The sequence below is a fragment of the Pseudomonas sp. LB3P31 genome (assembly GCF_054897945.1).
This window is the reverse complement of the sequence record NZ_CM142710.1, coordinates 2,459,991-2,476,650: the sequence shown is the minus strand read 5'-3', so window position 1 is coordinate 2,476,650 and position 16,660 is coordinate 2,459,991. Positions and strand designations below refer to the sequence as shown.

The 16,660-nt window shown below is 59.6% G+C and carries 22 protein-coding genes; 11 read left to right on the top strand and 11 right to left on the bottom strand.

The window, feature by feature from the left end; translation table 11 throughout:
- Positions 1-18 precede the first annotated feature (18 nt).
- The gene (gene tldD, locus ACYZTK_RS11345) at positions 19-1,461 is read left to right on the top strand and encodes a metalloprotease TldD (RefSeq protein ID WP_462014519.1); all 1,443 of its coding nucleotides are present in this window, start codon (positions 19-21) and stop codon (positions 1,459-1,461) included.
- A gap of 125 nt (positions 1,462-1,586) precedes the next feature.
- On the opposite strand, the gene yjgA is transcribed toward tldD, so the two are convergent.
- On the bottom strand, positions 1,587-2,111 hold the full coding sequence (gene yjgA / locus ACYZTK_RS11340; protein WP_462014518.1) for a ribosome biogenesis factor YjgA: 525 nt from the start codon (positions 2,109-2,111) through the stop codon (positions 1,587-1,589).
- Positions 2,112-2,219: 108 nt separating this feature from the next.
- Here yjgA and pmbA point away from each other — a divergent pair, with 108 nt between their 5' ends.
- The 4 genes from pmbA to ACYZTK_RS11320 all read left to right on the top strand — a co-directional run bounded on the left by pmbA (position 2,220) and on the right by ACYZTK_RS11320 (position 5,827).
- The gene (gene pmbA, locus ACYZTK_RS11335) at positions 2,220-3,566 is read left to right on the top strand and encodes a metalloprotease PmbA (RefSeq protein WP_462014517.1); all 1,347 of its coding nucleotides are present in this window, start codon (positions 2,220-2,222) and stop codon (positions 3,564-3,566) included.
- A 283-nt stretch (positions 3,567-3,849) separates the two neighbouring features.
- Positions 3,850-4,290: a hypothetical protein gene (locus ACYZTK_RS11330; RefSeq protein WP_462014516.1), complete on the top strand. Its 441-nt coding sequence runs from the start codon at positions 3,850-3,852 to the stop codon at positions 4,288-4,290.
- Positions 4,291-4,292: 2 nt separating this feature from the next.
- The gene (locus ACYZTK_RS11325) at positions 4,293-4,904 is read left to right on the top strand and encodes a superoxide dismutase (protein ID WP_462014515.1); all 612 of its coding nucleotides are present in this window, start codon (positions 4,293-4,295) and stop codon (positions 4,902-4,904) included.
- A gap of 29 nt (positions 4,905-4,933) precedes the next feature.
- Positions 4,934-5,827, top strand: coding sequence for a ZIP family metal transporter (locus tag ACYZTK_RS11320; protein WP_462014514.1), 894 nt, complete (start codon positions 4,934-4,936; stop codon positions 5,825-5,827).
- A 136-nt stretch (positions 5,828-5,963) separates the two neighbouring features.
- On the opposite strand, the gene ACYZTK_RS11315 is transcribed toward ACYZTK_RS11320, so the two are convergent.
- The 10 genes from ACYZTK_RS11315 to ACYZTK_RS11270 all read right to left on the bottom strand — a co-directional run bounded on the left by ACYZTK_RS11315 (position 5,964) and on the right by ACYZTK_RS11270 (position 12,989).
- Complete coding sequence (locus ACYZTK_RS11315) at positions 5,964-6,239, bottom strand: HPr family phosphocarrier protein (protein WP_462014513.1); 276 nt, start codon at positions 6,237-6,239, stop codon at positions 5,964-5,966.
- A 15-nt stretch (positions 6,240-6,254) separates the two neighbouring features.
- Complete coding sequence (gene rapZ, locus ACYZTK_RS11310; RefSeq protein WP_462014512.1) at positions 6,255-7,112, bottom strand: RNase adapter RapZ; 858 nt, start codon at positions 7,110-7,112, stop codon at positions 6,255-6,257.
- Positions 7,113-7,114: 2 nt separating this feature from the next.
- A complete protein-coding gene (gene ptsN / locus ACYZTK_RS11305; protein ID WP_462014511.1) occupies positions 7,115-7,579 on the bottom strand; it encodes a PTS IIA-like nitrogen regulatory protein PtsN in 465 nt (154 codons plus the stop codon).
- 12 nt (positions 7,580-7,591) lie between these two features.
- The gene (gene hpf, locus ACYZTK_RS11300; protein WP_462014510.1) at positions 7,592-7,900 is read right to left on the bottom strand and encodes a ribosome hibernation-promoting factor, HPF/YfiA family; all 309 of its coding nucleotides are present in this window, start codon (positions 7,898-7,900) and stop codon (positions 7,592-7,594) included.
- A 73-nt stretch (positions 7,901-7,973) separates the two neighbouring features.
- Positions 7,974-9,467 carry an RNA polymerase factor sigma-54 gene (locus ACYZTK_RS11295; protein WP_462014509.1) on the bottom strand — a complete coding sequence of 498 codons (1,494 nt, stop codon included), beginning with the start codon at positions 9,465-9,467 and terminating at the stop codon, positions 7,974-7,976.
- 183 nt (positions 9,468-9,650) lie between these two features.
- On the bottom strand, positions 9,651-10,376 hold the full coding sequence (gene lptB, locus ACYZTK_RS11290) for an LPS export ABC transporter ATP-binding protein (protein WP_266014942.1): 726 nt from the start codon (positions 10,374-10,376) through the stop codon (positions 9,651-9,653).
- Entirely contained in the window at positions 10,376-10,924 is a 549-nt protein-coding gene (lptA, locus tag ACYZTK_RS11285) for a lipopolysaccharide transport periplasmic protein LptA (RefSeq protein WP_462014508.1), read from the bottom strand. The genes lptB and lptA overlap by 1 nt, the downstream gene beginning before the upstream one ends.
- Positions 10,911-11,483: an LPS export ABC transporter periplasmic protein LptC gene (gene lptC, locus ACYZTK_RS11280; RefSeq protein WP_462014507.1), complete on the bottom strand. Its 573-nt coding sequence runs from the start codon at positions 11,481-11,483 to the stop codon at positions 10,911-10,913. Before lptC ends, lptA begins: the two co-directional genes overlap by 14 nt.
- A gap of 7 nt (positions 11,484-11,490) precedes the next feature.
- Positions 11,491-12,015: a KdsC family phosphatase gene (locus ACYZTK_RS11275; protein WP_462014506.1), complete on the bottom strand. Its 525-nt coding sequence runs from the start codon at positions 12,013-12,015 to the stop codon at positions 11,491-11,493.
- Positions 12,015-12,989, bottom strand: coding sequence for a KpsF/GutQ family sugar-phosphate isomerase (locus tag ACYZTK_RS11270; RefSeq protein WP_462014505.1), 975 nt, complete (start codon positions 12,987-12,989; stop codon positions 12,015-12,017). Before ACYZTK_RS11270 ends, ACYZTK_RS11275 begins: the two co-directional genes overlap by 1 nt.
- A gap of 276 nt (positions 12,990-13,265) precedes the next feature.
- On the opposite strand from ACYZTK_RS11270, the gene ACYZTK_RS11265 reads away from it, so the two are divergent.
- The 6 genes from ACYZTK_RS11265 (at position 13,266) to ACYZTK_RS11240 (ending at position 16,658) form a co-directional block, all read left to right on the top strand.
- The gene (locus tag ACYZTK_RS11265) at positions 13,266-14,075 is read left to right on the top strand and encodes an ATP-binding cassette domain-containing protein (RefSeq protein ID WP_122837516.1); all 810 of its coding nucleotides are present in this window, start codon (positions 13,266-13,268) and stop codon (positions 14,073-14,075) included.
- Positions 14,075-14,872, top strand: a complete 798-nt coding sequence (gene mlaE / locus ACYZTK_RS11260; RefSeq protein WP_462014504.1) for a lipid asymmetry maintenance ABC transporter permease subunit MlaE — start codon at positions 14,075-14,077, stop codon at positions 14,870-14,872. The genes ACYZTK_RS11265 and mlaE overlap by 1 nt, the downstream gene beginning before the upstream one ends.
- Positions 14,872-15,339: an outer membrane lipid asymmetry maintenance protein MlaD gene (gene mlaD / locus ACYZTK_RS11255; protein WP_462014503.1), complete on the top strand. Its 468-nt coding sequence runs from the start codon at positions 14,872-14,874 to the stop codon at positions 15,337-15,339. The genes mlaE and mlaD overlap by 1 nt, the downstream gene beginning before the upstream one ends.
- A 10-nt stretch (positions 15,340-15,349) precedes the next feature.
- On the top strand, positions 15,350-16,003 hold the full coding sequence (locus ACYZTK_RS11250; RefSeq protein ID WP_462014502.1) for an MlaC/ttg2D family ABC transporter substrate-binding protein: 654 nt from the start codon (positions 15,350-15,352) through the stop codon (positions 16,001-16,003).
- Positions 16,000-16,305 (top strand): STAS domain-containing protein, encoded by a 306-nt coding sequence (locus ACYZTK_RS11245; protein ID WP_462014501.1) that lies wholly within the window; start codon positions 16,000-16,002, stop codon positions 16,303-16,305. Before ACYZTK_RS11250 ends, ACYZTK_RS11245 begins: the two co-directional genes overlap by 4 nt.
- 113 nt (positions 16,306-16,418) lie before the next feature.
- On the top strand, positions 16,419-16,658 hold the full coding sequence (locus ACYZTK_RS11240; protein ID WP_266014912.1) for a BolA family protein: 240 nt from the start codon (positions 16,419-16,421) through the stop codon (positions 16,656-16,658).
- The last annotated feature ends 2 nt before the right edge of the window (positions 16,659-16,660 follow it).

The window sequence follows — 16,660 nt, the reverse complement described above, 5'->3', positions numbered from 1 at the left end:
ATTTAAGGCGTAAAACATATGAGCGAGTTGTTGTCCTCAGTCAGTGAACACCTCCTGGCGCCCGGCGGCGTAACTATCGAAAGCCTGCAGGGTGTGCTCGGCGATCTCGCCGGCCCTGGCATCGATGCTGCCGACCTGTATTTTCAGGGACAGATCTCCGAGTCCTGGGCGCTGGAAGACGGCATCGTCAAGGAAGGCAGCTTCAATCTCGACCAGGGCGTTGGCGTGCGCGCGCAGTCCGGGGAAAAAACCGGATTTGCCTACAGCAACGCCATCACCCTCGAAGCCTTGGGCGCCGCCGCCCGTGCCGCGCGTTCCATCTCTCGTGCCGGGCAGAACGGCACCGTCCAGGCTTTCACCACCCAGGATGTTGCCCAGTTGTACGGGCCGGATAACCCGCTGGAAGTGATGAGCCGTGCCGAGAAAGTCGAGTTGCTCAAGCGCATCGACGTCGCGACTCGTGCCCTCGATCCGCGCATCCAGCAAGTCACCGTGAGCATGGCCGGTGTATGGGAACGCATCCTGGTGGCTTCCACCGACGGCAGCCTGTCGGCGGACGTTCGACCGCTGGTGCGCTTCAACGTCAGCGTGATCGTCGAGCAAAATGGTCGCCGCGAGCGCGGCGGGCACGGCGGCGGCGGGCGTACCGATTACCGATACTTCCTCAGCGATGACCGTGCCATGGGCTACGCCCGCGAAGCATTGCGCCAGGCGCTGGTGAATCTTGAGGCCATTCCGGCACCGGCCGGTACCTTGCCGGTGGTCCTGGGCTCCGGCTGGTCCGGGGTGTTGCTGCACGAAGCAGTTGGCCACGGCCTGGAAGGCGACTTCAACCGCAAGGGCAGCTCCGCCTACAGCGGGCGCATGGGCGAGATGGTTGCGTCAAAGCTGTGCACCATCGTCGATGACGGTACGCTGGCCGGTCGTCGCGGCTCGCTGAGCGTCGATGACGAAGGCACCCCGACCGAGTGCACCACGCTGATCGAAAACGGCGTCCTCAAAGGTTATATGCAAGACAAGCTCAATGCCCGTCTGATGGGCGTGGCCCGCACCGGCAACGGTCGTCGTGAATCCTACGCGCACCTGCCGATGCCGCGCATGACCAACACCTACATGCTCGCAGGCGAGAGCGATCCAGAGGAAATCATCGCCTCGGTAAAGCGCGGCATCTACTGCGCCAACCTCGGCGGTGGCCAGGTGGATATCACCAGTGGCAAGTTCGTGTTCTCCACCAGCGAGGCGTATTTGATCGAGGACGGCAAGATTACCGCACCGGTCAAGGGCGCAACGTTGATCGGCAACGGGCCGGAAGCCATGAGCAAGGTATCGATGGTCGGTAACGATCTGTCGCTGGACAGCGGAGTCGGAACCTGTGGCAAGGATGGGCAGTCGGTGCCGGTGGGTGTCGGCCAGCCAACGCTGAAAATTGATGCGATCACTGTGGGTGGCACAGGATCGTAGGAACACACATCCCCCTGTAGGAGCTGCCGAAGGCTGCGATCTTTTGACTTTGGATTGTTAAAATCCAAAGCAGGATCAAAAGATCGCAGCCTCCGGCAGCTCCTCCCGGATGGGTTGCACGCTACTTAACGCAGACCGCGTTGAGTCTCGTCCAGCTCACGGATGTACTTGAAGATTTTACGGCTCGATGCCGGCGGCTTGTTGGTCGCCAGTTCGTGCTGGGCCTGACGGATCAGGGAGCGCAACTGTTGACGATCAGCCTCCGGGTAGTCGACCACGAACTTCTCCAGGACCGCATCGTCGCCCGCGATCAAGCGATCGCGCCAGCGTTCCAGGCCATGGAAACGTTCGTTGTACTGCCGGGTGGAGGCATCAAGTTGATCGAGCAAGACCAGAATGGCGTCAGTGTCCTGATCGCGCATCAGTTTGCCGATGAACATCAGGTGCCGTTTACGCGCGATATTCGCGGTGTGCTTGGGCGCATCGGCCAGTGCCCGGCGCATGGCGTCGGTCAACGGCAGTTTTGCCAGCAGGTCAGGCTTGAGTGTTGTAAGGCGCTCGCCAAGGTCAACCAGAGCATGCAGCTCACGTTTGACCTGGGTTTTGCTTTTTTCTCCCGTATCGAGGGAGTCGTCGTAAGAATCAACCATGGTGGCCGTCCGCAAAGAAACGCCGCCATGATAACCAGTCGGGGGCCGCTTGTCCGGCCCGGTCGCTCGATGACCCTCGCCGAAAGCAGAATTTGAGTGGAGAACAGCATGAGTGCAGTTGAAAGCGTCGGCCCGAAAGCGTTGCCGGCACTGCAGGAACAAGTCGAGCAGATCATCGCTGAAGCCAAGCGTCAGGGTGCCAGTGCCTGTGAAGTGGCGGTGTCCCTGGAGCAGGGCCTGTCCACTTCGGTACGCCAGCGTGAGGTCGAGACTGTCGAGTTCAACCGCGATCAGGGCTTCGGCATCACCTTGTATGTCGGCCAGCGCAAAGGTTCGGCGAGCACTTCGGCCAGTGGCCCGGAAGCGATCCGCGAAACCGTCGCTGCCGCGCTGGCCATTGCCAAGCACACCTCCGAGGACGAAGCCTCGGGCCTGGCCGATGCCGCGCTGATGGCCAAGGACCTGAAGGATTTCGACCTGTTCCACCAATGGGACATCACTCCGGAACAAGCCATCGAGATGGCCTTGACCTGTGAAGCAGCGGCGTTTGAAACCGATAGCCGGATCAAGAACGCCGACGGCACCACGCTCAGCACTCACCAGGGCTGCCGTGTGTACGGCAACAGTCACGGGTTTATCGGCGGTTATGCGTCGACCCGTCACAGCCTGAGCTGTGTGATGATCGCCGAAGCCGATGGCCAGATGCAGCGTGATTACTGGTACGACGTGAGCCGTCAGGGCAACCTGCTGGCGGACCCGGTGAGTATTGGCCAGCGCGCGGCACAGCGGGCTGCGAGCCGGCTCGGTGCGCGCCCGGTCCCCACCTGCGAAGTGCCTGTACTGTTTTCCGCGGAACTGGCCGGCGGCTTGTTCGGCAGTTTCCTCTCGGCCATTTCCGGTGGCAGCCTGTATCGCAAATCGTCGTTTCTCGAAGGCACCCTGGGGCAGAAGCTGTTCCCGGAATGGCTGACCATCGATGAGCGGCCGCATTTGATGCGCGCCATGGGCAGTTCGGCGTTCGACGGTGATGGTCTTGCGACCTATGCCAAGCCGTTCGTCGAGAAGGGCGAGTTGGTGTCGTACATCCTTGGTACGTACTCCGGTCGTAAGCTGGGGATGCCGAGTACCGCCAATTCCGGCGGCGTGCACAACCTGTTCGTCACCCATGGCGACGAAGATCAGGCTGCCTTGCTGCGCCGCATGGGCCGTGGCTTGCTGGTCACCGAGTTGATGGGGCAGGGCCTGAACATGGTCACGGGCGACTACTCCCGTGGCGCGGCCGGCTACTGGGTCGAGAACGGCGAAATTCAGTTCGCGGTGCAGGAGGTGACCATCGCCGGCAACATGCGCGATATGTTCAAGCAGATCGTTGCGGTGGGTAATGACCTGGAACTGCGCAGCAATATTCGCACTGGGTCGGTATTGATCGAGCGGATGACCGTAGCTGGTAGCTGATGTTTACCGTTGCATAAACAGGCGCGCCACCCACTGGGTGGCGCGCTTTTTTTTTTGCCTGCACATCACACCTGGCACACATCTTTGGGAGCAAAGCTTGCTCGCGATGGCGGCTCTGCAATTGTCATCGCGAGCAAGCTTTGCTCCCACAGAAGACCATCCAGAATCCTGCCGCTTGTTTTGGTTCTCATTATCACCTAATAATGAGTCTCATTACATAATTAGCCATGGGTCATGAATCCTGCTTTTCGTGTAATCACCGCTACCGTTTTGGAGGCTCACCATGGAGCACTGGAAACGCACGATCGAAAGAGCAAATCGCTGTTTCATGCAGGGTGAACTGGTCGATGCCCGCGAGGCTTACTTGCAGGCACTGGCGCTGGCCCAGGTGTTGTTCGAGCGCTGGGCGGATGCCGACGAAGCGGTGGCGGCCTGCGTCATTTCCCACCACAACCTGGCGGACTTGCACCTGCGCCTTAATCAGCCGGAGGAGAGTGCTGAGTACCTGTGTGCCATCCACCAGCGTTTGTTGCAGACCATGCAGGACACTCGACTGGCGCCAGCCTTGCGCGAAGCGGCACTGCGCCAGAGCAGCAAGACCTACGTCGAGCTGCTGAATTTCATCAGCGAGCACGGTGAATACCCACGTACTCACCGCCTGCTGCACATCGGTGCCGTTGCAACTGCCAACCGGCCTGCGCCACTTCATCATGGAGTTCATTGAACATGGCTTTCACCTTGCCTGCCTTGCCCTACGCCTACGATGCCCTGGAACCGCACATTGATGCCAAGACCATGGAGATCCACTACACCAAGCACCACCAGACCTACATCAACAACCTGAACGCTGCCGTCGAGGGCACCGAGTTCGCCGAGTGGCCGGTGGAAAAGCTGGTGTCAGGCGTGCAGCAGCTTCCGGAAAAACTCCGTGCCGCCGTGATCAACCAAGGGGGAGGTCATGCCAACCATTCGCTGTTCTGGGAAGTTATGGCCCCGCACGGTGGCGGCGCACCTGATGGCGCGCTGGCCAAGGCAATCGCTGAGCAATTGGGCGGGCTCGACAGTTTCAAAGAGGCTTTCACCAAGGCTGCGCTCACCCGTTTCGGCAGTGGCTGGGCGTGGCTGAGCGTAACCCCGCAAAAGACCCTGGTCGTGGAAAGCAGTGGCAACCAGGACAGCCCGCTGATGAATGGCAATACGCCGATCCTCGGCCTGGATGTCTGGGAGCATGCGTACTACCTGCAGTACCAGAATCGTCGCCCGGAATACATCAATGCGTTCTACAACGTGATCAATTGGCCCGAAGTCGCGGCGCGCTACCAGGCGGCCCTGGGTTGAGTCTTCAATAAAAAACACCAAGGCTGATTATGGGCACTGAAACGCTGGCGATCGGGAGTGGGCGGATGTTCCGTTACGCTCTGGGATCGCTGTTACTCCTGGCGGGCACGTCCTTGCTGGTTGCGCAGGGACTGGCGTGGCTGGACCTTGAGCCGAAACTGCTGCGCGCCTTGCAGGGTGGGGCCATCTGCGCCTTGGGTACGGCGTTGGGCGCAGTGCCGGTACTGGTGATTCGGCGTATGCCGCAAACCGTCAGCGATACGCTGCTCGGGTTTGGCGCTGGGGTGATGCTGGCGGCGACCGCGTTTTCGCTGATCGTGCCAGGGATCTCTGCCGCCGAAAGCCTGGGCCTCACGCCTTGGGCGGCCAGTGGCCTGATCAGCTTTGGCATCATGCTCGGCGCTCTGGGTTTGTACCTGGTAGACCGAAAAGTCTCCCGGGCCAGCCCGGAAATGTTGGTTGGCACGCTGGAGCGACCGGTGATTCCACCGCGGATCTGGCTGTTTGTCTTTGCAATCATCGCCCACAACATTCCGGAAGGCATGGCGGTGGGGGTGTCGGCCGGGGGTGGCATGCCTGATGCCGACAGCCTGGCGATGGGTATCGCGCTGCAGGATGTGCCGGAAGGGTTGGTGATTGCGCTAGTACTGGCCGGGGCAGGGATGTCCAGGGTCAAGGCCTTCCTGATCGGCGCGGCGTCAGGTCTGGTTGAGCCGATATTCGCGCTGCTGTGTGCGTGGCTGGTAAGCCTGGCCGAGCTGTTGCTGCCGCTGGGATTGGCATTGGCGGCGGGGGCGATGTTGCTGGTGGTCACGCATGAAGTGATCCCCGAGTCGCGGCGCAATGGTCACGACAAACTGGCGAGCCTGGGGCTGCTGGTCGGGTTTTGTTTGATGATGGTGATGGATACGGCGCTGGGTTGAGGCAAGATCAAGAGATCGCAGGTGGGAGCAAAGCTTGCTCGCGATTACGGCGTGTCAGTCACCACCAATATTGAAAACGAGCCCCCAATCGCGAGCACGCTTTGCTCCCACTTCGGCAGCTGCTACGTGGCAAGCATTACTCGCCTTCGTCGAAGTAGTTATTGATCAAATTAACGAGCGCAGCCAGCGCTTCATCCGCCTGTTCGCCTTCCGTACTCAAATAAATTTTTGTGCCCTTGCCAGCCGCCAACATCATCATCGCCATGATGCTCTTGCCGTCGACCGTGGATTCCGGCGTGCGCCCGACCCTGATAGTGCAATCCTTGAACTGCCCAGCAACCCCGACAAATTTTGCAGAAGCGCGAGCATGCAGGCCCAGCTTGTTGATGATTTCGATTTCCAGAGCAGGCATCGCGATGTGAATCCTTTAGCTGAGGTCGCGGTGGCGGACCTGGACGTTCTTCAGGGATTGTTGCAGAACCTGGCCCAGACGTTCGGTCAGGTAGACGGAGCGGTGATGCCCGCCGGTGCAGCCAATGGCAATGGTGACATACGCACGGTTGCTGGCAGCGAAGCGCGGCAACCATTTGAGCAGGTAGCTGGAGATGTCCTGGAACATTTCCTCGACATCCGGTTGCGCCGCCAGGTAATCGGCTACCGGTTGATCAAGCCCGGATTGCTCGCGCAGTTCCGGTTTCCAATACGGGTTGGGCAGGCAGCGCACGTCGAACACCAGATCGGCATCCACCGGCATGCCACGCTTGAAGCCAAAGGACTCGACCAGGAACGCGGTGCCCGGCTCGGGCTGGTTCAACAGCCGCAATTTGATGGTATCGCGCAGCTGATACAGGTTCAGGTTGGTGGTATTGACCTTGAGGTCGGCCAGGTCGGCAATCGGCCCGAGCAAGTTGGACTCGTCCTGAATGGCCTCGGCCAGCGAACGATTGGCATTGCTCAGCGGATGCCGGCGACGGGTCTCCGAAAAACGCTTGAGCAGGGTTTCCTCGTCGGCGTCCAGATACAGCACATCACACTTGATATGCCGGCTGCGGACCTCTTCCAGCAATTCTGGAAAGCGCGACAGGTGGCTTGGCAGGTTGCGCGCGTCGATCGACACGGCCACCAGCGGTTGCGCAAGCTCGGTGTGAATCAGTGCTCGTTCGGCCAGCTCTGGCAACAGCCCGGCAGGTAAGTTGTCGATGCAGTAGTACCCGCTGTCTTCAAGGACATCGAGGGCAGTGCTTTTACCTGAGCCGGAACGGCCACTGACAATGATCAAGCGCATGATTAATGACCGTTCTGCTCGTCCAGGACGACCTGGTACAAGGCTTCATTGCTCGGGGCGCTGCGCAGTTTTTCGCGAACTTCCTTGCGATCCAGCATGCTGGCGATCTGGCGCAGGAGCTCCAGGTGCGCATCGGTGGCCGCTTGCGGGACCAGCAGCACAAACAGCAGGTCAACCGGGGCGCCGTCGATGGCGTCGAAATCGATAGGGGCGTCGAGGTGCATCAAGGCACTGACAGGTGACGCGCAGCCCTTGAGACGACAGTGGGGGATGGCGATGCCGTTGCCAAAACCGGTCGAGCCGAGTTTTTCACGGGCGATCAGAGCCTCGAAGACATCTTGCATCTCCAGATCCGGTACTTCTTTATGGATAAGGTTGGCAATTTGCTCGAGGGCTTTCTTTTTACTGCCGCCCGGCACGTTCACGAGGGAACGGCCGGGGGTCAGGATACTTTCAAGTCGGATCATGGGTTGGGAGTGTTAACGACCGGTTGCGCCCTGGAGGAGGCTCTGGGTCTTTTCCTTATGCTTTTTGAGTTGGCGATCCAGCTTGTCGGTCAGCAGGTCGATGGCGGCATACATATCGTCATGCTCGGCATTGGCGACCACTTCCCCGCCGGGAATATGCAAGGTGGCTTCGATTTTCTGCTTGAGCTTCTCGACGTTCATCGTGACTTGCACGTTGGTTATCTTGTCGAAATGCCTCTCTAAACGGGCGAGTTTTTCGCCGATATAGGTGCGCAGGGGTTCGGTAACTTCCAGCTGGTGTCCACTGATGTTGACTTGCATACAGCTTCTCCTTCGTTGCCAGTGCATAAAGCGGCAGACCAGATGATCTGCCACTGGAACGCTGTGGCGTGGCTTACATCAACCGCTTGCGTTCGCTCGAAGGCGCGATCCCAAGGGATTCGCGGTACTTGGCGACGGTGCGGCGAGCCACCTGAATGCCTTGTGCCTCCAGTAAACCAGCGATCTTGCTGTCACTCAACGGCTTTTTCTGATTTTCCGCCGCAACCAGTTTTTTGATGATCGCGCGGATCGCCGTGGACGAGCATTCGCCGCCTTCGGAGGTGCTGACGTGGCTGGAGAAAAAGTATTTCAGTTCATAAATGCCCCGTGGGGTATGCATGAACTTCTGCGTGGTCACCCGTGAAATCGTCGATTCATGCATGCCGACTGCTTCGGCGATGTCATGCAGTACCAGCGGCTTCATCGCTTCGTCGCCGTACTCCAGAAAACCGCGTTGATGCTCGACGATCTGGGTGGCAACTTTCATCAGGGTTTCGTTGCGGCTCTGCAGGCTCTTGATGAACCAGCGGGCTTCCTGCAACTGATTGCGCATGAACGTGTTGTCGGCACTGGTGTCCGCGCGGCGAACGAAACCGGCGTACTGGGCGTTGACCCGCAGCTTCGGCACCGATTCCTGGTTGAGTTCCACCAGCCAGCGTTCGTTGTCCTTGCGCACGATCACGTCCGGAACCACGTACTCGGCTTCGCTCGACTCAATCTGCGAGCCGGGACGCGGGTTGAGGCTCTGGACCAGCTCGATGACCTGGCGCAGTTCGTCTTCCTTAAGCTTCATCCGCCGCATCAACTGGCTATAGTCGCGGCTGCCCAGCAGATCGATGTAGTCCGTGACCAGGCGCTTGGCTTCAGTAAGCCAAGGGGTCTTGGCGGACAGCTGGCGCAATTGCAGCAGCAGGCATTCGCCCAGGTTGCGAGCGCCGATGCCGGCCGGTTCGAATTGCTGGATGCGGTGCAGAACGGCTTCGATTTCGTCCAGTTCGATGTCCAGTTCCGGGTCGAAGGCTTCGAGAATTTCCTCGAGGGTTTCGTCCAGGTAGCCCTGATTGTTGATGCAGTCGATCAGGGTGACGGCGATCAGGCGATCAGTGTCGGACATCGGCGCGAGGTTCAGTTGCCACAGCAGGTGGCTCTGCAGGCTTTCGCCGGCCGATGTGCGGGTGGTGAAGTCCCACTCGTCATCATCGTTGCTTGGCAGGCTGCTGGCGCTGGTCTGGTAGACATCTTCCCACGCGGTATCAACGGGTAGCTCGTTGGGAATGCGCTCGTTCCAGTCGCCTTCCTCGAGATTGTCTACCGTCGGCGCGGTTTCCTGATAGGACGGCTCCGAAACGTCGGCGTTGGGTTGCTGCTCGGCTTTGTCGGCCAAGGGATCGGCATTGTCGAAGTCGTCGCCTTCTTCCTGGCGTTCGAGCATCGGGTTGGACTCCAGCGCCTCCTGGATTTCCTGCTGCAGGTCCAGGGTCGACAATTGGAGCAGGCGGATGGCCTGTTGCAGCTGAGGAGTCATCGTCAGCTGCTGGCCCATTCTCAAGACTAGCGATGGTTTCATGGCAGGGGCTTAAACCTTATTCGCCGGCGCGCATGCGCCATCCACTACAGGGCGCCGGAGCGCCAAACTTAAGCAAATTATATGCCCGATATTGCAGTGTTTGCCTAGAGCGCTGTAACAATAAAAAAGTATTGATTTTTTAGAGTGTCGAGCGCCCGGGCGACTGGCCAGGCACCGCAGCGCTTAAAGGCGGAACTCGTGGCCCAGATAAACTTCCTTGACCAGGTCGTTGGCCAGGATGGTGGCAGAGTCGCCCTCGGCGATCAGCTGGCCATCGTTGACGATGTAGGCGGTCTCGCAGATGTCCAGGGTTTCACGGACGTTGTGGTCAGTGATGAGCACGCCAATGCCCTTGGCCTTGAGGTGATGGATGATCTGCTTGATATCGCCTACCGAGATCGGGTCCACGCCGGCGAAAGGTTCGTCGAGCAGGATGAACTTCGGATTGGTCGCCAGCGCCCGGGCAATCTCCACCCGGCGACGCTCGCCGCCCGACAGGCTCATGCCGAGGTTGTCGCGGATATGGCTAATGTGGAATTCCTGCAGCAGGCTCTCCAGCTCCTTGCGCCGACCGGCCTTGTCGAGCTCCTTGCGGGTCTCGAGGATGGCCATGATGTTATCGGCCACCGACAATTTGCGGAAGATCGACGCTTCTTGCGGGAGATAGCCAATACCGGCCTTGGCACGGCCGTGCATTGGCTGATGGCTGACGTCCAGGTCGTCGATCAGCACGCGGCCCTGATCGGCCTGCACCAGGCCGACGATCATATAGAAGCAGGTGGTCTTGCCGGCGCCGTTAGGGCCGAGGAGCCCGACGATCTGACCGCTGTCAATCGACAGGCTGACGTCGCGCACGACCTGGCGGCTCTTGTAAGCCTTGGCCAGATGCTGAGCTTTCAGAGTTGCCATTAATTGGCCTTTTTCTGGTCGTTTTTCGGCTTGGGCTGGATCACCATGTCGATGCGCGGACGCGATTCGGTGACCTTGTTGCCCGTGGCACGGCCGGCGCTCGCAAGCTTCTTGACCGTGTCGTAGACGATTTTCTCGCCCTGGGTGACGTTGTTGTCCTTGTCGATGACCTTGGCGCGATCAATCAGCACGACGCGGTTCTGCGAGGCGTGATACTGGATCGTGACGCCGTAACCCTGCACAGGCTTGGTGTCACCCTGGGTCTGAAGCTGCTCGAAGTAAGCCAGGTTGCCGACCGAAGTCACCACGTCGATATCGCCAGCCGGGGTGCGGGTGATGGTCACGGTATTGCCGGTCACCTTCATCGAACCCTGGGTGATGATGACGTCACCTTTGTAGGTGGCGATGCCATTCTTGTCGTCCAGTTGGGCGTCGTCGGCCTGAATGCGGATAGGCTGCTCTTGATCGTTCGGCAGAGCCCAGGCGCTCACGCTTCCCAGTGCTGCGCCCAGGCTGAGCAAAATAGGGAGGGTTTTAACGAGCCTCATACTGTCCTCTTACGTTCGATAGCAGGTGTATCCTGCTTTCTTTCAAATACGCCTTCATTCCCGTACCAGTCGACACGCCACCGGCGCCGTCGATTCTAACGGGTTGCTCCGTCTGCGCATATTGCTGCTTCGGGAACACGGTCATGCGGGTGGTGGTAATCAGCGTCTTGCGGTTTTTCTCGTCGAAACGTGTGATGCGCACCGAGTCGATCAGTTCCACCTCGGTACCATCCGGATTCACTTCTCCGCGTTCGCTCTGCACGTGCCAGGGAAACTCGGTGCCGCGAAACATGTTCAGGTCCGGGTTGGTCAGCAGCGTCACTTCCGTGGCTTTAAGGTGTTCGACCTTGTCCGACGTCATCTCGTACTGCAGTTTGCCGTCCGGGAGGAACTGCACGCTGTGGGCGTTCAGGGCGTAATAGTCGATCGCGCTTTCATCGACGGCCACTTTCGGCTGGTCGAGGAAGCGTTCCGGGCTGATGTTCCAGTAGCCCACGGCCGCAAAGATCGCGGCGATGCAGCCGAACAGCAGTATGTTGCGAAACTTTTTGCTCAGCATAGTTGGCTCACAGGTACGCGGCATTCGCCGCATCGAGGCGGCCCTGGGCGCGCAGGATCAATTCGCAGAACTCGCGAGCGGCACCCTCGCCACCGCGGGCTTGGGTGATGCCGTCAGCATGTTCACGCACGAAGCTGGCCGCGTTGGCCACCGCCATGCCCAGGCCGACGCGGCGTATCACCGGCAGGTCAGGCAAGTCGTCGCCGAGGTAGGCAACTTGTTCATAGCTTAGGCCGAGTTGGGCGAGAAGCTCGTCCAGCACTACCAGTTTGTCTTCGCGGCCCTGATACAGATGGGGAATGCCGAGGTTTTTTGCCCGGCGCTCAACCACCGGGGTCGTGCGACCGCTGATGATAGCGGTCTGGAGGCCGGCTGCCATCAACATCTTGATGCCTTGGCCGTCGAGGGTATTGAAGGTCTTGAATTCACTGCCGTCTTCAAGGAAGTACAGGCGTCCATCGGTGAGGACTCCGTCGACGTCGAAAATCGCCAGCTTGATATGCTTGCCACGTTGCAGCAGATCGTTGCTCATTACATGACTCCTGCGCGCAGCAAGTCGGAGAGGTTGAAGGCGCCAACAGGGCGATCCTCCTTGTCTACGACCACCAGGGCGTTGATTCGGTTGTCTTCCATGATCTTCAAGGCTTCGGCGGCGAGCATTTCGGCGCGCGCGGTTTTGCCGTGAACAGTCATGACCTGATCGATGGTGGCGTGATGGATGTCGATGGCGCGATCCAAAGTGCGACGCAAATCACCGTCGGTGAAGATCCCGGCCAGCTTGCCGTCGGCTTCGACGATCGCGGTCATGCCCAGGCCCTTGCGCGTCATTTCCATCAGCGCGTCCTTGAGCAGGGTGCCGCGTTGCACTTGCGGCAGGGCGTCCCCGGCGTGCATGACATTTTCCACTTTGAGCAACAGGCGACGGCCAAGCGCGCCACCAGGGTGGGAGAAGGCGAAGTCTTCTGCGGTGAAGCCGCGCGCCTCCAGCAGTGCAACGGCCAGGGCATCACCCATGACCAGCGCCGCCGTGGTGGACGAGGTGGGCGCCAGGTTCAGCGGGCAGGCTTCGTGTTCGACGTGCACGTTGAGGTTGACTTCGGCGGCCTTGGCCAGCGTCGAGTCGGGGTTGCCGGTCACGCTGATCAGCTGGATGCCCAGGCGTTTGATCAGCGGCAACAGGGTGACGATTTCAGTGGTCGAGCCGGAATTGGACAGGGCCAGGATGATGTCATCCCGGGTGATCATGCCCATGTCGCCGTGGCTGGCTTCGGCCGGGTGCACGAAAAATGCCGTGGTCCCGGTGCTCGCCAGGGTGGCGGCGATCTTGTTGCCGACGTGTCCCGATTTTCCCATGCCGACCACGACCACGCGGCCCTTGCTGGCCAAAATCATCTCGCACGCGCGTACGAAATCTGCGTCGATGCGTGGAAGCAAGCCCTGCACGGCTTCCAGTTCGAGACGGATGGTGCGTTGTGCCGATTGAATAAGGTCGCTGGATTGGCTCATGTCGGAAATCGTATAGCCTGATGAAAAGGCGGCGATTATAGCGGTAATGAGCAAAACCCTCACGCAAGTTCGTCGTGCTTTGTCATTCGCTGTTACGTAATCCTGTCAGCGTGAGGCTTTTGAGCTGTCACGCGGCTGAACATAGCCCGGCTTTAGCCTTGGGCGCCAAGCGCTTGCAGTGATATAGTTCGCCGCCAGTTCGGCCTGCCCACGAGGAATGTGCTTTCGCCAGAAAGTCAGGCGTCCGAGTGTGAGGCTGCATCGCAAGGAGTTTAGATGAGTGCCGATAACGCCTACGCGGTCGAGCTGAAGGGACTGACCTTCAAGCGCGGTGCGCGCAGCATTTTCAATAACGTCGATATCCGCATTCCGCGGGGCAAGGTCACCGGCATCATGGGGCCTTCCGGGTGTGGCAAGACCACGCTGTTGCGCCTGATGGGCGCACAGTTGCGGCCGACTGCCGGCGAAGTCTGGGTCAACGGCCAGAATCTGCCGAAGCTGTCGCGCAGCGATCTGTTCGACGCGCGCAAGCATATGGGGGTGCTGTTCCAGAGCGGCGCGCTGTTTACCGACCTCGACGTGTTCGAGAACGTCGCCTTTCCGCTGCGCGTGCACACCCAGCTTCCGGAAGAAATGATCCGTGACATCGTCCTGCTCAAACTGCAGGCGGTGGGCTTGCGTGGCGCAATCGACCTGATGCCCGACGAGCTGTCCGGTGGCATGAAGCGTCGGGTCGCGCTGGCGCGGGCCATTGCCCTCGATCCGCAGATCCTCATGTATGACGAGCCCTTCGTGGGCCAGGACCCGATCGCCATGGGCGTGCTGGTGCGCCTGATCCGCCTGCTCAATGACGCGCTGGGCATCACCAGTATCGTGGTTTCCCATGACCTGGCAGAGACCGCGAGCATCGCCGACTACATCTATGTAGTAGGTGAAGCGCAGGTCCTGGGGCAGGGCACGCCGGACGAGCTGATGAATTCGGACGATCCACGGATCCGCCAGTTCATGACGGGTGAACCTGATGGCCCGGTCGCGTACCACTTTCCAGCGACGGATTACCGCGCAGATCTTCTGGGGAAGCGTTGATGCGCAAGATTTCACTGATAGAACGTGTACGCCGGTTCGGCGAGGCGGCAATCGATGCCGTCGCGGTATTCGGGCGCGCTACGCTGTTCCTGTTCCATGCCCTGCTCGGCCGTGGCGGCATCGGTGGCGGCTTCGGCCTGCTGATCCGGCAATTGCATTCGGTGGGCGTGATGTCCCTGGTGATCATCGTGGTCTCCGGGGTGTTCATCGGCATGGTGCTGGCGCTGCAAGGTTTCAACATCCTGTCCAGCTATGGTTCGGAGCAGGCGGTCGGGCAGATGGTTGCGCTGACGCTGCTGCGTGAACTGGGCCCGGTGGTCACCGCCTTGCTGTTCGCCGGGCGTGCAGGCTCTGCGCTGACCGCCGAGATCGGCAACATGAAGTCCACCGAGCAGCTGTCCAGTCTGGAAATGATTGGTGTTGACCCGCTCAAGTACATCATTGCCCCGCGCCTGTGGGCCGGCTTCATTTCCCTGCCGGTGCTGGCGATGATCTTCAGCGTTGTGGGTATCTGGGGTGGTTCGTGGGTGGCCGTCGATTGGTTGGGAGTCTATGAAGGTTCCTACTGGTCGAACATGCAGAACAGCGTGACGTTCTCTGAAGATGTCCTCAACGGCATTATCAAGAGTGTCGTCTTCGCCTTTGTCGTGACCTGGATCGCCGTATTCCAAGGCTATGACTGCGAGCCCACTTCCGAGGGGATCAGTCGTGCCACTACCAAGACCGTTGTATACGCCTCGTTGGCGGTACTCGGCCTGGACTTTATTCTGACCGCCTTGATGTTTGGAGATTTCTGATGCAAAACCGCACCCTGGAAATCGGTGTCGGCCTTTTCTTGCTGGCTGGCATCCTGGCTTTGCTGTTGCTTGCGTTGCGGGTCAGTGGCCTGTCCCCGAGCGCAACAACCGATTCTTATAAACTTTATGCTTATTTCGACAATATCGCCGGTTTGACGGTCAGAGCTAAAGTGACCATGGCCGGTGTGACCATCGGCAAGGTCACGGCAATCGATCTGGACCGCGACAGTTTCACCGGCCGGGTGACCATGCAGCTGGACAAGAGCGTCGATAATCTGCCGACTGACTCCACTGCATCTATCCTCACCGCTGGGCTGTTGGGCGAGAAGTACATCGGCGTCAGCGTTGGTGGTGAAGAAGCGCTGCTCAAGGATGGCGGGATTATCCACGATACGCAGTCGTCGCTGGTGCTAGAGGACCTGATCGGCAAGTTCCTGCTCAACACCGTTAGCAAAGAAGCCAAATGAGGAGCTTTGAATGATCTCTACCTTGCGACGTGGCCTGTTGGTATTACTCGCGGCTGTGCCGCTGATGGCTAACGCCGTGGCGGCGCCGTCGGCGCATGAACTGGTACAGGACACCACTACCCGGTTGCTGGCCGACCTGGCTGCCAACAAAGCAAAGTACAAACAGGACCCTAACGAGTTCTACAACGCGCTCAACGAGATTGTCGGGCCGGTGGTCGATGCCGATGGCATCTCCCGCAGCATCATGACCGTCAAGTACTCGCGCAAGGCTTCGCCTGAGCAGATGCAGCGCTTTCAGGAAAACTTCAAGCGCAGCCTGATGCAGTTCTATGGCAATGCCCTGCTGGAGTACAACAATCAGGGCATCACCGTTTCTCCGGCGAAGGACGAAAGCGGCACCCGCACCAGCGTCGACATGCAAGTCAAGGGCAGCAGCGGTTCGCTCTACCCTGTGTCCTACACGCTGGAGAAGATCAACGGCGAGTGGAAAGTGCGCAACGTCATCATCAATGGCATCAACATCGGCAAGCTGTTCCGTGATCAGTTCCAGGATTCGATGCAGCGTAACGGCAACGACCTCGACAAGGTGATCAACAACTGGGCCGGTGAAGTCGCCAAGGCCAAGGAAACCACCGAGCAAGCAGCCCAGAAGCAAGCCCAATGAGTGAGTCGGCCGTCCAGATCAATGAATCCGGCGAACTGCACCTCAGTGGCACGCTGGATTACCGCAGCGGCCCGCTCCTGCGCAAGCAGGGCCAGGCGCTGATCAAGTCGAGCAAGGCTGCGGCACTGGTGGTTGATTGTTCGCAGGTGGTGAAGTCCAGCAGTGTCGGCTTGTCGCTGCTGCTGTGCTTCATGCGTGATGCCCAGGCGGCCGGCAAGGCCCTGAGCATCCGCGCGATGCCCGAAGATATGCGTGAAATCGCTCAGGTCAGCGAATTGACCGAGTTATTGGCGCATCCCTAACCGCATCTATAGGGAAGCCCCCCGTCAGAGTCCTGCTTGCCGGGGTTCGCAGGCGCGGGGCTTTTTTGTATGATGTCCGACCCGCGCGCACAAGGCGCCGATTGAGGTTGAGCATGCAGGCCGTAGAAGTGAAGAGCTTCCTTGAAGGAAAGCTGCCAGGCACGAAGGTGGAAGTTGAAGGCGAAGGCTGCAATTTCCAGCTGAACCTGATTAGCGATGAACTGGCGGCGTTGAGCCCGGTGAAGCGTCAGCAGCAGGTCTATGCCCATTTGAACCCATGGATCACCGATGGCAGCATCCATGCGGTCACTATGAAATTTTTCAGCAGCGCGGCCTGGGCCGAGCGCACCTGAGC